At 45.2% G+C, this 15,951-nt stretch carries 11 protein-coding genes; 2 read left to right on the forward strand and 9 right to left on the reverse strand.

The annotated features are described in order from the left end of the window. Nucleotides 1–14: 14 nt before the first annotated feature. From FKN08_RS00295 to hemL, 9 genes are all read right to left on the reverse strand, one after another. Nucleotides 15–1,010, reverse strand: a complete 996-nt coding sequence (locus tag FKN08_RS00295) for an ABC transporter ATP-binding protein (protein ID WP_005394711.1) — start codon at nucleotides 1,008–1,010, stop codon at nucleotides 15–17. Between the two features lie 48 nt (nucleotides 1,011–1,058). Further along, nucleotides 1,059–2,042 carry an ABC transporter ATP-binding protein gene (locus FKN08_RS00300; RefSeq protein WP_170890990.1) on the reverse strand — a complete coding sequence of 328 codons (984 nt, stop codon included), beginning with the start codon at nucleotides 2,040–2,042 and terminating at the stop codon, nucleotides 1,059–1,061. A gap of 2 nt (nucleotides 2,043–2,044) precedes the next feature. Beyond that, nucleotides 2,045–3,070, reverse strand: a complete 1,026-nt coding sequence (locus tag FKN08_RS00305) for an ABC transporter permease (RefSeq protein WP_005394707.1) — start codon at nucleotides 3,068–3,070, stop codon at nucleotides 2,045–2,047. 2 nt (nucleotides 3,071–3,072) lie between these two features. Further along, the gene (locus FKN08_RS00310; RefSeq protein WP_005394705.1) at nucleotides 3,073–4,059 is read right to left on the reverse strand and encodes an ABC transporter permease; all 987 of its coding nucleotides are present in this window, start codon (nucleotides 4,057–4,059) and stop codon (nucleotides 3,073–3,075) included. A gap of 170 nt (nucleotides 4,060–4,229) precedes the next feature. Continuing rightward, nucleotides 4,230–5,912: an ABC transporter substrate-binding protein gene (locus tag FKN08_RS00315; RefSeq protein ID WP_005394703.1), complete on the reverse strand. Its 1,683-nt coding sequence runs from the start codon at nucleotides 5,910–5,912 to the stop codon at nucleotides 4,230–4,232. Between the two features lie 777 nt (nucleotides 5,913–6,689). Beyond that, nucleotides 6,690–10,076, reverse strand: coding sequence for a response regulator (locus FKN08_RS00320; RefSeq protein WP_139060599.1), 3,387 nt, complete (start codon nucleotides 10,074–10,076; stop codon nucleotides 6,690–6,692). Between the two features lie 226 nt (nucleotides 10,077–10,302). After that, nucleotides 10,303–11,328 (reverse strand): 16S rRNA (guanine(1207)-N(2))-methyltransferase RsmC, encoded by a 1,026-nt coding sequence (rsmC, locus tag FKN08_RS00325; RefSeq protein WP_047008959.1) that lies wholly within the window; start codon nucleotides 11,326–11,328, stop codon nucleotides 10,303–10,305. 75 nt (nucleotides 11,329–11,403) lie between these two features. Next, nucleotides 11,404–12,489 carry an AI-2E family transporter gene (locus FKN08_RS00330; protein ID WP_048625951.1) on the reverse strand — a complete coding sequence of 362 codons (1,086 nt, stop codon included), beginning with the start codon at nucleotides 12,487–12,489 and terminating at the stop codon, nucleotides 11,404–11,406. A gap of 346 nt (nucleotides 12,490–12,835) precedes the next feature. Beyond that, nucleotides 12,836–14,131: a glutamate-1-semialdehyde 2,1-aminomutase gene (gene hemL / locus FKN08_RS00335; protein ID WP_012841437.1), complete on the reverse strand. Its 1,296-nt coding sequence runs from the start codon at nucleotides 14,129–14,131 to the stop codon at nucleotides 12,836–12,838. 246 nt (nucleotides 14,132–14,377) lie between these two features. Between hemL and erpA the strand changes: the two genes are divergently transcribed. Further along, nucleotides 14,378–14,719 (forward strand): iron-sulfur cluster insertion protein ErpA, encoded by a 342-nt coding sequence (gene erpA, locus FKN08_RS00340; RefSeq protein ID WP_005380031.1) that lies wholly within the window; start codon nucleotides 14,378–14,380, stop codon nucleotides 14,717–14,719. Nucleotides 14,720–14,824: 105 nt separating this feature from the next. Then, nucleotides 14,825–15,943, forward strand: a complete 1,119-nt coding sequence (locus FKN08_RS00345) for an efflux RND transporter periplasmic adaptor subunit (protein WP_170890992.1) — start codon at nucleotides 14,825–14,827, stop codon at nucleotides 15,941–15,943. The last annotated feature ends 8 nt before the right edge of the window (nucleotides 15,944–15,951 follow it).

Consider the following 15,951-nt stretch of genomic DNA (forward strand, 5'->3'; position numbering starts at 1 on the left):
GACCCTCGTTATAATTAATCTTCAAATAAGTAACAGCGAACAAAGTGGTTCTCAGAAAGCTGAGTGACGCCTGGTAGTCGTTCGCGACATTTATCGGTTGCGTGTACGCAGCGTCCTGCAAATGGGCAGCCGACTGAATCCGGTGTCCAAAGTGGGATTTCCCCTTTGTTGCCTTTCAGCTTCTCGTGAATAGACTTCGATGGATCAGGCACAGCAGATACCAACAGTTGCGTATATGGGTGTTGAGGATCGTGAATGATTTCCTCAGTATCCCCCCATTCAACCATGTGACCTACGTACATAACCGCGAGATCTTCAGCAATGTAACGCGCCGTTGCGATGTCGTGAGTGATGTAAAGCAGAGACATTTGTTTCTCGAACTTCATCTCTTCCATCAAGTTAAGAACACCAGCACGAATTGACACGTCCAGCATTGATGTTGGCTCATCTGCCAATACCACTTCTGCACCTACAGCGATGTTACGAGCTAGGTTTACACGTTGACGTTGACCGCCAGATAGCTGGTGCGGGAACTTTTGCGCGGTTTCTTTTGGCGGAATCAGACCAACTTGTTCTAGTAGGTCATACACACGTTCTTCCAGTTCCTTTTTGTTGCCTGGTGCAATCTTTTTATGGATCAGCAACGGGCGAGCAATGTGGTGAAAGATATTGTGTGTAGGGTTTAGTGAGCCAAATGGGTCCTGCCATACCATTTGTACGCCTTCACGGTATGTCATCAAGTCATGTCGAGAGGTAATATCTTGGATATCACGACCTCTGTATTCGATCACACCCTCTGTAGGGGCGTACATTTTAGCTATCATTTTAGCGGTAGTAGATTTACCAGAGCCTGATTCACCTACTACTGACAAACCGCGGCTCTTGTACATCTTGAATGACACGTCGTTGATCGCGCGCATTTTTGACTGCTTGATTGAGTTACTATTTAAAGGGAAGTCCTTAACGACATGTTTACCCTCAATCAGCAGTTCGCCGAGTTGTTTGCTCATAATTCTCTCCAGTGTAATTTTGTTCTTAGCTAGCGTTATTTTTTGTTGTTAAACCTTAGCTTGAGCAATCGTGTCGCCGTATAAGTGGCAATTTGAAAAACGACCAGGTTCAATTTGACGCAGCTGAGTTGGTACTCGTGTACAAGCTTCGTGGACGCGGTCGCAGCGGGCTTGGAAGCGGCAGCCTCGAGGAATCTCTAATAGGTTCAAAGGGTTGCCTGGAATACCAGTTAATTTGGTTTTAGGACCAGTTAGTGGAGGGAAAGAGCTACCCAAACCTTTAGTGTAAGGGTGGTAAGGACTTTCCAGAATTTGCTTAGAAGGGGCGACTTCAATTAACTCACCGGAGTACATAATGCCGATTCGATCCGAGAACTCGACCATGAGTGACAAGTCGTGGGTAATGAAAAGGATCGAGAAGCCGAACTCTTCTTTTAGTGCATAGATCTTTTGTAGGATTTCACGCTGAACCACAACATCGAGTGCCGTCGTTGGCTCATCCATGATGATCATTTTTGGATTGAGAGCCAGAGCAATCGCAATGACTAAGCGCTGGCGCATACCACCAGAAAATTGGTGTGGGTAGTCATTCAAGCGGCTTGGGTGAATATCAACGATTTCCAACAATCCTTCGGCGCGCTTTTTCGCTTGTTCACGTGTCATGTTGGTGTGGCGCATGATGACATCGCAAAACTGCTCTTCCATCGTAAGCACCGGATTTAATGCGTTCATTGCACTTTGGAACACCATCGACATCTCGCTCCAGCGGAATGATTGCATACGTTCATCGCTGTACTTAATGATGTCTTCACCGTTGAAGATGACCTCACCACCAGTGATGAATGCTGGCGGCTTATGAAGACGCATGAGCGAGAAAGCAACTGTGGATTTACCACAGCCAGATTCACCTGCCAGGCCAAAGACTTCACCTGGCGCAATGTCAAAGCTAACGTTGTTACAGGCGCGGACATCGCCCGCATCTGTGATGTAATCTACGCATAGGTTACGGATAGAAATTAGTGGTGCAGTCATGATTATTTATCTCCGCTCCATAGTGCATTTTGTGGTGCCATTTCAGGCGCGCGCTCTTTCTTGTCTTTCTCTGCCAGTTTCTTCCAGCGTTTCATGCCTTTGTGAGAACGAAGCTGTGGGTTAGCAATTTCATCAACGGCAAAGTTAAGTAGAGCAAGACCAGTCACCAAAAGAGTTAAGGCGATACAAGGTGCTAATACTTCCCACCATGCGCCAATCAACATCGCTGATGAGGTTTGCACGTTGTAGAGCATGATGCCCCAACTGATGGTGTTGGCATCGCCCAGGCCCAAGAACGAGATTACAGCCTCAGTATTGATAGCGAGCATTACTGAGCCGATGAAGCTTGCACCGACAATCGGGATTAGGTTTGGTAAAATTTCAACGAAGATGATGCGGAATGAAGATTCGCCCAATACTTCAGCGGCTTTCACAAACTCTTTCTCGCGTAGAGCCATGGTTTGAGAACGGACAACACGCGCGCCCCACGCCCAAGAGGTACCAGCGATAATCAAGGCAATGGTGAGTGGACCTGCTTCGCCAATAAAGGCTGCCAGTACAAAGAGTAATGGGTATTGAGGGATTACCAGCATGATGTTCATCGCTGCACTTAATATGTCATCCACTTTGCCGCCGAAGTAACCTGCCGAGATACCAATGACCGTCGCTAGGAAACATACGATGATGCCTGCACCAAAGCCGACACCTAGCGATACGCGTGCACCGTAAGCCACTTGTGACCAAATATCACGACCCATACGTGAAGTTCCCAGAACGTGATCAGCCTTTTTCGACATAATCAGCGTACGACGATCATCTGCTAGATTTTTAGCTACCCAGCCATCAGGATTATTTTGCGCTTGTTTTACGACAAAGCTTGGGTATTCGTGTGGATTACCGGTTCGCTTGTCTGGCGCATGTTTCGTAAGTAAAGGAGCTGCGATCGCAACGAATACGAATACGGTAACAATACCAAGACCGATTCGAGCGAATGAGTTGCCTAAAATAAGTTTGAATAGTTCTTTCATGATTATTTGCCTCCCGTACGTAGGCGAGGGTCTAGAATCATGTACAGCATGTCAGCCATTAAGTTGAAGCACAGCATGAACATCGTCATGATAATTAACTGACCTTGAAGTACTTGGTAGTCACGAGCGTGAATTGCGTTAAGTAGCACGGTGCCTAAACCTGGGTAGTTGAAAATCATCTCGATGATCAATTGGCCACCAATGGCCATACCCAAAGACATAGATAGCGCGGTTACACTTGGAAGTAGCGCGTTACGTGCGGCGTAATTGAAGACGACACGGTTCTCGCTAAGCCCTTTGCCTTTCGCCATCGTGATGTAGTCTTCGGCAAGAAGGTTGATCATGTTGTTACGCATATTGACGAGGAAGCCGCCGATCTGAACGATGGTTGCACAGAATAGCGGGAGTACTGCGTGGTAACCCACGTTTTTGATGAACTCCCAGCTTGACCAATCAGGGATAGTACCTGGCGTGTAAGCATAGCCAGATGGGAACCATTTTAGGCCAATCGCAAAGGTAAACAGCGCTAACATTGCGATAACCATCTGTGGGATAGCTTGAATGATCAATGTACCAGGCGTTACGAATGCATCGTACTTACTACCGCGCTTCCAGGCGGCAAAAATGCCGAGTACAGAAGCGATTGAGAAAGAAAGTACAACCGCAGTTCCAGCTAGGAAGAGAGACCAGCCAAATGCACTACCTAGTAAAGAGTTAACTGAAAGAGGGTAGAACTGGATTGATGTACCTAGCTCCCAACTTAGAATGTTTTTAATGTATGAAAAGTACTGAATGTAAATCGGCCCATCAACGAAACCGAGCAGTTCTTTCATTGCTGCGATTCGTTCTGGCGTCACCTGTACAGAAGCGTTAGCAAACATCATGGTGACTGGGTCACCAGGCATTGCTCGCGGAATAATAAAGTTTAACGTCGCTGCAACTAAGAGCGCGACAAGATAGAACGACAAACGTCTTAAAAAATAACCCATAACTCACACCTTACTCACCCAGATTTTTTCCCTGTTTCTGGTTTCAGGTCGCTCCTAGCGAAATTTAGAGCGAAAAATCCCCTGACGACGAGCGCCACATATTGGTTTCGTTAACAAGGGATTTTTATAGGCGGCACACGGGATGTATGCCGCTTGAAATGAACTTCTACTTATTTAACTGGTTTTAGGTCCAGTACGTGAAGTAGACGCTCTGGGATACCAGCCCAAATGTTTGGACGGCCCTTAGGATTTTCTTCGTTCCACCAACCAGTGAAGCGAGTTGTGTTGTATTGATACATGTACGCGCCAGATAGCACAGGAATGGTTACTTGGTCCTGAGCAATGATCTTCTGGATACCATGAGCGATTTCTAGCTGTTCTTGCTTATCAGCGGTTTTGTAGAAGCTGTTAAGAAGACCGTCTAACTTATCGTTCTTGTAGAAGTGCATTGCAAAGCGAGGCATACCGTCACCAGACTGTAGCTTCGAGTTGTAGCCGCTGTCCCAGTACAAGTGTGGATCCGCACCGTGGAAGTAGTTGGTGTAAGCAACGTCGTATGTACCTTCTAGCATTGCTTGGTTGTATACCGAGAAATCTGGAGTACGAGCACGTGCTTTAATGCCTACTTCTGCTAGTTGCTCAACAGCTAGTTGTACAGTGTTATTAAAGTCAGTCCAACCGTTTGGCGATTGAATGAGAAGCTCGAAAGACTTGCCAGATGGTGTATCTACAAAGCCATCTTTGTTTACATCTTTGAAGCCTGCTTTAGCAAGAAGCTTTTTCGCACCTTCGGCGTTGTATGTGTTGTAACCTTTGTACTTGTTGTGCGTCTCTTCGTCAGACCAAGCTTCGAATGCGTAGCCTAGACCTGAAGCGAAGTCATTTACTGTACCGCCACCGTAGAATGCAATGTCGATAATCGTTTGACGGTCTAGCGCCATAGAGAACGCACGACGGAAGTCAACGTTAGTAAGTGCTTCGTTTTTCGCCGCGTCTGGGTTTTTGAAGTTCACTACAAACGCTTGAGTACCCGCTGGTGGGTACCAGTAGTGGTGATTCGGACTTGCTGCAGCGTAAGTGCGGTCGATGTCTGGTACGAATGAAGACGTCCAATCCATTTCGCCGTTAACGATTTTGCCCAAGAATTGGTCGTTGTTCGCGATTTGTGGCACTCGTAGACAGTCTACATCTAGGTTATCAGCATCCCAGTAATTCGGGTTCTCACACTGAATGTATAGTTGTGGTGTAAAAGTGTCGATTTCGGTAAATGGACCACTACCTACTGGATTTTCGTTTGTGAATGTTGCTGGATCTTTCACTTTGCTCCATACGTGCTTAGGTACAACTGGTACTTTCGCAATTTCGTAAGGAACGTTTGAGTTTGCTTCGCTTAGACGGAATTTAACTTTATAGTCGTTAACTTTCTCTACGCCAGTAACCCAAGAGTTGATACCAGATTGGTCTAGCTCTGGCTTCTCTTTAACTAGGTTGAAAGAATAAACTACGTCATCAGCGGTAAACGCTTTGCCGTCAGACCATTTTACGCCCTTACGAATATCGAAGGTCACGCTCATTAGGTCATCAGCCATGGTAAAGTTTTCTGCTAGACGAAATACTGGCGTGTTACCGTGCATTTCGTTAAAAACAACGAGCGGCTCGTAAATAAAGTCGGTTGTTGTGTGCAGGTTAGTTGCACCCAAGAAAGGGTTAAAGTTACGAACGAAAGTTGTAAACTCTTTAGGGTGGATAGTCAGTTCACTGCGTTCAGCCGCAGTAGCTACCGATGCAAAACCTGTAGTAGCCGTTGCAATAATTGCTGTTGCTAGTGCTGTTTTTTTAATATTGGCAAGCATAGCTGTTCCTTACTATTTGCTTTCATTTCACTAAATGGAATTGAATGTCATCAATTGATAAACACTCTCCAAGACCTACCTCTTGTTTATGCATTACTCATTACAACATTGAGTTTCGCCAAGAGTGGCCTGTAGGCCTTAGGCAGGAGTAAGAAAACACCTTATCCAGAAAATAATCAAACTCGATTCTCGTTAAAAACGTTAAAATATCGTCACTCTCCGTTATAAACGTTATTTTGGCTAATTTTGACTAGAGATAGACCAAAAAGTAAACGTTGATATGCGTCGCAGTTTATATCCTTATTAATAGTGAGTGTTAGTGATTGCTAACCTATAATCTATTTAAAATAAAAGCCTTATGATTCTCTTCCTGGTTCGGAGATCTCGCTCACATGCAGAAAATGTGTTAATTAATTAGCTAAAAATTAATCTGCCGTTCTGTTGTGATTGAGTTCGCAATCTCTGTCAATTGTTGGTTAAAAACCGTTTGTTATCTGAAAAATAGTCTCTTTTATCGACAGTTTTCTCTCATTTATTGCTCTTTTTTTATTGTGAAAATGAAGTGTTTTATTCGCTCGACTCAACCTAATTTGGGCAGGTTAGAGTGATAGAAGCGTATGTTTGGAGTGCCTACCATGGACAACTTCGTCCAGAGGCTTATTCGGCATTTTAATGTGGTAACGGTAGAGAGTCGCTGTCTTGTTCGTCTTTAGAGAAAGAGAAGGCTTGGATAATAAAAAGCCCAGCGTATGCGCTGGGCTAGTTTTTTGATAGGTATTAGCTGGTCAACAGTCGCTGTAGTTTATCTCGTTGAGCTTCGATGTACGCACGCTCAGGACTCTGTTCTTTACAGTGTTCAAGGATGAATTCTATCGAGCTCAATACCGTTCTCCAACGTGGCGTTTTTGGCAGCGTTTCTATACGCATGTATTTATCCAAAGTGCGTGTTTGCAGAGTGCTACGGTCAAGATAAACGCGCCATAAGCCACTTTGTTCGGCAAATGCGAATTTACTTTCACCAGTGACTGACTCCCAATACTCTAAGGCATGTGTCATTGCGTCGACCAGAATTTCTCGCATTAGCTCTTGTTTGTCTTTTTTGTTACCAAGCGCTTTGTCTGCAAGGCGTGTAAATTCTCCACCGAGTTCTTTCAGCTTCTGCAGCTGGTCTTTATCGCCATCAAAAGCATAACTTGAAAGCACCTCTACTGCGGTTTCTAGGTTGTGTATGCGAGCGGCATTGGCTCCTCCGCCAACATTAAAGATATACATGACATCTAAGCCTGAGCCTTCAGGTAATTTAAGAATGTCTGCTTCGATGTTTTGACGAATATCTTCAATATAGATATCAATCTTGCCACAGTAATGAGGTTGTTTGACGGTCAGATACTTAGGTGCAATCAACTCATCGGCAGATGAACGTTTTAATTGTTCTAAGTTACGCTTGAATAGCTTGCAAGCAGCTTCATTAGCAAACCGGATACGTTTATCTTCACGCAAACAGATAATCGCTTCAGGAGCCGATTCCAGTTGTTCCAACAATCGCCCTTGAGTTTCTAATAAGCTTGCCTCTACAGCCGCTCGTTGGCGAAGTTCAGATTCAAGTATCTTATTCTCCATGTGGCGCATTTCAGCTTGGCTTGCCGTTAAGTGCGCTTGGATGCGCGCAGCTAGCTCTTGTTTATTGAATGGCTTAGATAAATAGTCGTTGGCTCCTGCTTCAAAGCCTCGTACACGATCTTCTGTTTGACTAAGCGCGGTGAGCATAATGATAGGTAGCTCGGCATGGTCATAAGTTTCACGTAATTCACTGCAGACTTGATAGCCGCTCATGCCTGGCATCATGATATCCAATAACAGGAGTTCCGGTTTTTCCTGCTCAACGAGTGCTAATGTTTCTGGTCCATCAGAGACGGTACGTACGCGATAGCCCTCTAAACGTAAGAAGCTCTCAAGCACACGCAGGTTTACTGGCTCATCGTCAGCGACATACAGTAACGGGCCGTCTGGATTCTCTGGCAGTGATAAGTCTTCATTGTTCTCTACATCGATTTCAGGAATCTGGAAGTGTCCGTGCGCTGCAAGGGTTTGAGTTGTTTGGATCTCTTCTTCACTGGCAAGTGGTAACGTGAAACTGAAGGTGGTGCCGACCATAGGCTGGCTGCTGACGTATAACGAGCCACCCATCAACTCAATCAATTGACGGCTAATCGAAAGCCCGAGCCCCGCACCTTGACGATAGCGACTTGCGTCTTGTCCCGCTTGGATAAGTGGTTCGAAAATATGTTCAAGATGTTCTGCTGGAATACCTTGTCCAGTATCCACAACTTGCACACGAACATGATCATCAACCACATTGGCGGAGATAACGATTTTACCTTCTGAGGTGTACTTAATCGCATTACCGATCAGGTTATATAACACTTGTTCAAGGCGTTGAGGATCGGCAGACACCGCTTTCAAATCCGCTGGTACTTGGTTGATGATACGGATGGTTTTATTTCCGAGTAAATGACTGGAAAGCTCTAGTACCAGTCGCGTTGCACTGGCTAAACTCACCGCTGACTTCTGGATATCCATGCTTCCGTAACGCATTTTATGATAATCCAATAAGTCATCAACAAGGTTTGCGAGACGTTGCCCACTTTTAATGATGATATCAAGCTGATATTTTTGGCTAGCAGGGATAGCACCGTTAGCGCCGGACGCTAAAGTCTCAGCGATTCCGACCATGCCGTGCAATGGTGTGCGGAGTTCATGAGAAGTGGTGGCTAAGAACTCATCTTTAAGTTTGTCGGCCAATTGCAGTTCATCATTTTGTTTTTGAATGATCTGGATGTTGCTCTCGAGCTCTTCATTTTGCTTCTTAATGGTTTGAATTTTCTCTCGAATAGAGCGTTGCATTCGTTCAAAACTCAGCGCAAGACGGCCAATTTCATCTTTGCGAACCGTATTAAAGGTGGTGTCATCAAGATCTCCGGCAGACACTTTTTCGGCAGCCCAAGTTAACTTCAGCAACGGAGAAGTAATAAAGTTTGATAAATAATGGGAAGCGATTACCACTAGAATGATGGCGATCAGCATGGCGATAACAAACAGTTTTTCTAGTTGATGAATACGAGCGAAAGCTTCGTTTTCAGGTAATTGCACGACGAGTGCCCAAATAACACCACGCGTTTCAATCGGTGCATAAGCAGCGATGAACTCTTCACCTAAACCGTTCGTGTAAGTGCCGACGCCAAATGCACCAGAGAGTGCTTTATCGATCACTTCTAAGCTGTTCTTAATGTCATCTTGCTTGGTGTTAATTGTGCGAGGTTGGTGATCATTTCCAACCAGTAAGGTGTTAATGGATGACTCTCGGTTGGCGTCTGCGGCTAACTTCGTGATGCCATTATTTGGTAAGCGGAACATAGCATAGCTGTGTAGGTAGCCTTGCTGAACAATTGGAGCACCTAACCAAGCGACTTGTTTACCACCTTCCAGTTCGAAGTCAGACACAATCACAGGGGTGTAGTCTTCATTCACCTTACGGCGTTCAGTGACGTCATCAGCTAGACGCTTGAAGGTTTTGCCAAGTGCTGAGTCTTTGTAGGGGCCTGATAATAAGTTTGTTCCGTAGTTATCGTCTTTGTTGATCGAGTAGGTGACATTACCGTTGATATCGACCAGCAAAATATCATTAAAATCAGAGCGCTTGAGGAGCTCCAAGTAGGCCCAGTGGTAACGTTTATGTAAGAGTCGGTAACGTTCACTTCCGACATAGTTGGAAGACTCGGGTAACGTTGACGTTTTGATTTGATCTCCGCTGCCTTCAATGTAGCGCTGTTGGGCATTTTTACGAGATTCTTCAATGTCATTGCCTAAACGACTAAAAGCATTGACGAGACCGTAGAATCGACCACCACTGGCGTAAGCCAGTTCAGAGCGCACAAAGCCCATGACTTCGGTTTCCCGCGCCTCAAAGTAGTCTATAATTTGCTGTTGTTTTGTATCTCGAACAGACAACAAGTGTGAGGTGCTTTGTTCTTGCAGATCTTTACTGTGGGACTGTAGGAAAAAAATCGCAGTAATAGTAAGAGGTGTGATACTGAGCACCAGAAATGCGGTCATCAGTGTACTCTGAAGGCGCTTAAATTTCTGTTTTTTGTAGAATTTAAACATGGATAAGATTACAACTCATAAAGGGCAGTTCTAAAATGTACATCGCTGCCGAGGTTCTCGTTAAAAACGGATAAGATGTTCAACTAGATAGAATTAACAAAATTAACGAGTTTTTTTTCTTTGACAAGAAAGTTAGTTGTAAAGCGTGCAGGGTGACGCAGTTTTTCTTATGAGTGTTGAGTTTTTGAGAAAAAATCGCGCAGGTTTGTACCTGCGCGAGGGAAGATTATGACTTTTTCGCGTAGTAGATAGAAAACTTATTGGTCTTATTTAGCGTCTCGCAATTATTAAACGCTCGCTCAATAATTGGTGGATATTTTAAGAAGCTATTCGCGACAATGATCATTTCACCATGGCTATCGAGATACTTTGGAGCCTGACCCAAGAGTGTTTCTGCTGCGTTGTAGTTCGTATCCAAACCACTGTGGAAAGGTGGGTTACTGATGATAAAACGATAATCGTCGGCAGTGTCTGAGTAAATATCAGAGGCGAATACATGGCCGGTTAATCCATTGGCTTTTAGTGTAGCTTGGCTCGATGTGATGGCATGCGCGTTAATGTCACACATCTCAATCGCAATTTCTGGATTGGCTTTTGCCATGAAAGCACCTAATACCCCAGCACCACATCCAAAGTCGAGGACTTTACCTGATAGAGTAGGTAAGGTTTCGAGTAATAGGCGGCTACCTAAATCGAATTCGCCATGGCTGAATACTCCAGGCAAACTCTTAACAGTCAGTGATTGCTCACCAAGTGTGACCGTATAGGTTTTAAACCAGTCTGCTTGATTGAACGGCTTTGGTTCATTGAGGCAAGTGCCCCAGTAAAATGAACAGCGACGAGCGGAATCGTATTTATTGACCGGGCCATACTCTTTGAACATCTTCTCGATGCTTTTAACACCTGAGCGGTTTTCGCCAACCACTACAATTTCAGTGTTCACGCCTAGTTTCGCCATCAACATCGCCAGAAGGTATTCGGCTTCGGCTTTGGCTTTAGGCCAGTACAAAAGCACCATGTCTGCTTGTGTCTCAGTATTAAACTCAGAACCAAAATGGCTTTTAACCTTGTTATGAGTGCGAATTTGACGGTAGAAGCTGTAGTTTGAAGTGAAGACTTCCACAGATTCACAGTGTTTGGTCAGTTCAAGTGGAAAGAGATCTTCGACTTCACCTGCAACTAAAACATGTTTTCCGTTGAAGTACTCGAGCTGACGCTGAGCTATTTGGCTAGGAGCGATATAAGCAGACATAAATTGGGTTCATCAGAAATAATTGGGGCAGATTTTCGCACAATCTGCCCCAAGCTTGAAGTGATTAAGCTGTGACTAGCTGTTGTCTTGCTGGTTGAGGAAGTCTTTGAATTCTTCTTCGTAGATATTAAACAGTACCATTGTCACGGCAAAAATCAGTGGACCGTAAATCAGGCCGATCAATCCAAACAGGTGTAGACCACCCAGTAACGAGAAGAAAATCATTAGGGTGTTCATGCCTGCGCTGCCTTGCATTAGCAGCGGACGCAATAGGTTATCAATAGAACCAACGACGACCACACTCCACACCGTCAAGAAGATAGCCCAAGTCATATCGCCTGTTAAGAACAAGTACGCCGCTGCAGGAATCCAGATTAGTGCGGTTCCGACCACTGGAATGAATGATGCAAAGCCCATCATCGTTCCCCAAAATAACCCAGGGAAGCCAGCGAGCCACATACCGATACCGCCAGCCAGACCTTGAGCAATCGCTGTCATGAATGAGCCCATCACGGCTGATTTAGAAACTTGCTCTATCTCTGTCAATATGCGGTCTTCTTGGCTACGTGAGAGTGGCAGAATATGACGAATCGCAGAGATAATTTTGTCGTGGTCACGAAGCAGAAAAAACAGCACAAACAGCATCAGGAAGAAGTTCATTAGGAAGTTGGTGGCGTCTCCTAAAATCTTGGCGCTGATAGCAACTAAGTTAGAGCCAAACGATGTAGCAAATTGACCAATTTTCTCAGCAATGGCTTTTGGCTCGATTTTATCGAAAGGTAAGTACTCATTAACTATAGCTAAACCTTTGATAACGAAAGGATGTTGGAATATATCTTGGATGCCGCCATTCGTGACCCAGTTGTACGTATTTTGTGAAAAAACAGAGCCTTGTTGAACAATGGCTGCAAACACAAATAGCAGTGGGATAACGATAATAAACGTCAAGACGACACATGACAGCAGTGCGGCCATATTGGGGTGCTTGGGAATTTTTCGCTCAAACCATTCGTGTACCGGAAACATGAGCAAAGAAATGATAAAAGCCATCACAATGGAATTGATGTATGGCTCAACCAATAAGTAGCAAGCAAAAGCAGCGGCGAGTAAAGCGACCATTAGCACTCGGTGACTCGACGTTATTTTTACATTATTTGGCATGAGATTAGTCCAACTTACAGGTGACGTTTACGGTTTGCGCCTTCAAAGATGGCGTTGAACCTTTATTACTTTGCACTCTTAACTCTTTCAAGCTTATGACAATGCCGAATTAGAGCAGAGCAATATACCTTGTTATAATGACCACAAATCAGTCGGTTATCAATCAAGAGATGAACTATGGGTTGTTGCAACGGTGATAAAAAGTGTCAAACCGAGAAAAAAGCCAAACGAATACCGTGGTTTGGCATTGTTATTGGTGTTTTAGCAGTATTGGTTATATTGAATTGGCAATAAAAAAGGACCGTGATGGTCCTTTTTTAAATTAGTTATCGCAGCTTTTAAGCGATTACTTTGCTTCTTCTGCAAGAGTTGCAAAACAGCGGTCAGCCGCTTCTAGCGTGGCATCGATTTCTTTTGAACCGTGAGCAAGGGAAGTAAAGCTCGCTTCGAACGCTGAAGGCGCTAGGTAGACACCGTGTTTGAGCATTAAGTGGAAGAAGCGCTTGAAGCGTTCCACATCGCACTTCGTTACGTCTTCGTAGCAAGTCACTTTTTCTTGGTCAGTGAAGAAGAAGCCGAACATGCCGCCCACTTGGTTCACAACCAGAGGAATACCGTGTTTCTCTGCTAGAGACTTAAAGCCATCTGCTAGTTGTTTGGTTTTTGAAGCTAGGCGTTTTTCGTTGCCTTCTTCTTTTAGAAGGTTCAAACATGCATAGCCTGCAGCCATTGCGACAGGGTTGCCAGAAAGCGTACCCGCTTGGTAAACCGGACCCGTTGGCGCAACGTATTGCATTACTTCTTTACGACCTCCGAAAGCACCCACTGGCATACCACCACCGATCACTTTACCTAGTGTCGTTAGGTCTGGCTTGATGTTGTAGTGCGCTTGTGCGCCACCAAGTGCCACGCGGAAGCCTGTCATTACTTCATCAAAAATCAGTAGCGCGCCTTCTTGATCACAGATTTCACGTAGACCTTCGTGGAAGCCTTCCACTGGTGGGATACAGTTCATGTTGCCTGCAACTGGCTCAACGATGATACAAGCGATTTCGCCTTTGTTAGCAGCGAATAGCTCGCGTACAGAATCTAGGTCGTTGAATGTTGCTGTTAGCGTGTGCTTAGCAAAATCTGCAGGAACGCCAGGAGAGCTTGGTTGACCAAGGGTCAGTGCACCAGAGCCCGCTTTTACTAGTAAGCTGTCTGCGTGACCATGGTAACAACCTTCAAACTTCATGATCTTGTCGCGACCAGTGAAGCCACGTGCAAGGCGAATCGCGCTCATAGTCGCTTCTGTACCAGAACTTACCATGCGGATTTGCTCCATTGATGGAACAAGTTCAGAAACTAACTCTGCCATCGCGATTTCAAGTTCAGTTGGTGCGCCGAAGCTAAGGCCGCGTTGCGCTGCGTCAATGACGGCTTCGCGGATAACCGCGTGGTTGTGGCCAAGAATCATTGGACCCCAAGAGCCAACGTAATCAATGTACGCTTTACCATCGGCATCAAAAATCAGTGGACCGTCTGCTCGTTCGATAAATAGCGGAGAGCCGCCAACGCCGTTGAATGCACGAACTGGTGAATTGACACCGCCAGGGATGGTTTGCTGAGCTTTTTGATACAGCTCTGATGATTTGGTCATGGGGTTATCCTCTTTTGATTGCTCGGACCAAGTGGAGCGCATTGTACCTAGCTATAATCAAGTTAGAAACGTTTTGCTTAATTTATGTGTTGTTTCGCAGTGTAATCTTATATATCCGCATCTGTTATAAAGAATCGGCGGTGAATACTTGAACGAGTTTGTCAGGTATTGGATAATCGTCTCAATTAGCACAAATTTGACGTCTTGCTTCAGGCTTGACGCATTACACGAGTGAGAGAGGTCTTCGTGAGCGAAGTAAACGTACCATTATCTTTTTCTGACGCAGCAGCATCTCGCGTTAAAGCATTGATTGCTGAAGAAGAAAACCCAGCATTGAAACTGCGCGTATACATTACTGGTGGCGGCTGTAGCGGCTTCCAATACGGCTTTACTTTTGATGAAAATGTAAACGAAGGCGATACGACAATCGTAAACAGTGGTGTAACACTGGTTGTAGACCCTATGAGTCTGCAATATCTCGTTGGCGGCATTGTTGACTACACAGAAGGGTTAGAAGGAGCGCGCTTCTTTGTAAACAACCCAAATGCAACGACAACATGTGGTTGTGGTGCATCGTTCAGTGTGTAATTAACACTAATCAGGCAGCCAGTGGCTGCCTGAACTTTACGTAGAAGGATGTCACGTAAAGTCGCTCTCGCAGAATATGCAGAGAAATAATAAAAAGGACTTTATATGTCTGGATCGTCTTTCGGACGTCGCATTGTCGAGCGCCCGTGGCTAGTATCTCTTATCCTCATATTGCTTCTTGTTGCATGGCTGGCAATCGGTCAACTGAAAGCACAAGATGATAATCTCAATTCTTCATCCTCTTCAACGAACACCACGCCACTTGCAAAGGTGATGTTCGACACTTTTATTGCTGAACCCACAAGTAAAACCATCGAACTGTATGGACGGACTGCCCCCAATCGTCAAGCGCGCCTTGGCGCTGAAGTCGCGGGTAAAATAGTCAGCCTCAATATAGAAAAAGGTCAAACAGTCAAGCAGGGGCAAGTGATCGCAAGCATCGACACGCGCGATCTTGGTATTCAGCTCAAGCGGGCTCAGGCGATGCTGTTGGTTAAAGAGAAAGAGTTTAATGCAGCTAAATCGCTAAAAAGTCGCGGACTACAGGGCGAAGTTGCGTTTGCGACAGCACAAGCGGCATTGGTGGATGCTCGAGCGAGTTTGAGCAACGTGCAAACGGCATTAAGAAATACCGAGGTGAAAGCACCATTCGATGGCATTGTTGATCACCACTTTGTTGAGTTAGGCGACTTTGTAGGGATTGGCGATCCTATTGCGACGGTCATTGATTTGGACACTTTGGTGATTGAAGCCGATGTCAGTGAGCGGCATATACAATACCTTAAGGAAGGCCTACAAGCCGATGTAAGAACCATTAACCAACAGCATTATCAAGGTCGGGTACGCTACATTGGGCGTGTTTCTTCTGCTTCTACTAACACCTTTCCAATTGAAATCGAAATTGATAACCAAGACGCAAGAATTCCGGCCGGTATGAGTGCTGAAGTACAGTTGCCGTTGAGTGAAGTGTTAGCGGTAAAGATTACGGCTGCAATGCTAGCACTCGATGAAAAAGGTAATTTAGGTGTTAAAACACTGCGTAATGAGCATGTGGAATTTGTTCCGATTCAGCTCGTTAAGGCCGAGGATGATGGTGTTTGGCTCTCTGGGTTAGGAGAGCGAGCCGATATTATCGTGCTGGGGCAAGGGTTTGTACGCGATGGCGATCAGGTGCTGGCCAATAAAGTTGATGACGTAGTTGTTGAAGCGGCTAGTGAGCAGTAAGGAGCACT

Source organism: Vibrio sp. 1-2 (7-a) (assembly GCF_013048515.1).
Classification (GTDB): domain Bacteria; phylum Pseudomonadota; class Gammaproteobacteria; order Enterobacterales; family Vibrionaceae; genus Vibrio; species Vibrio diabolicus.

What these genes read in the sequence shown, in the direction of transcription:
- FKN08_RS00295 (WP_005394711.1), bottom strand. Translation starts at nt 1,010, where the DNA reads ATGAGCAAACAACTCGGCGAACTGCTGATTGAGGGTAAACATGTCGTT.
- FKN08_RS00300 (WP_170890990.1), bottom strand. Translation starts at nt 2,042, where the DNA reads ATGACTGCACCACTAATTTCTATCCGTAACCTATGCGTAGATTACATC.
- FKN08_RS00345 (WP_170890992.1), top strand. Translation starts at nt 14,825, where the DNA reads ATGTCTGGATCGTCTTTCGGACGTCGCATTGTCGAGCGCCCGTGGCTA.
- hemL (WP_012841437.1), bottom strand. Translation starts at nt 14,131, where the DNA reads ATGACCAAATCATCAGAGCTGTATCAAAAAGCTCAGCAAACCATCCCT.
- FKN08_RS00305 (WP_005394707.1), bottom strand. Translation starts at nt 3,070, where the DNA reads ATGAAAGAACTATTCAAACTTATTTTAGGCAACTCATTCGCTCGAATC.
- FKN08_RS00315 (WP_005394703.1), bottom strand. Translation starts at nt 5,912, where the DNA reads ATGCTTGCCAATATTAAAAAAACAGCACTAGCAACAGCAATTATTGCA.
- FKN08_RS00320 (WP_139060599.1), bottom strand. Translation starts at nt 10,076, where the DNA reads ATGTTTAAATTCTACAAAAAACAGAAATTTAAGCGCCTTCAGAGTACA.
- FKN08_RS00310 (WP_005394705.1), bottom strand. Translation starts at nt 4,059, where the DNA reads ATGGGTTATTTTTTAAGACGTTTGTCGTTCTATCTTGTCGCGCTCTTA.
- rsmC (WP_047008959.1), bottom strand. Translation starts at nt 11,328, where the DNA reads ATGTCTGCTTATATCGCTCCTAGCCAAATAGCTCAGCGTCAGCTCGAG.
- FKN08_RS00330 (WP_048625951.1), bottom strand. Translation starts at nt 12,489, where the DNA reads ATGCCAAATAATGTAAAAATAACGTCGAGTCACCGAGTGCTAATGGTC.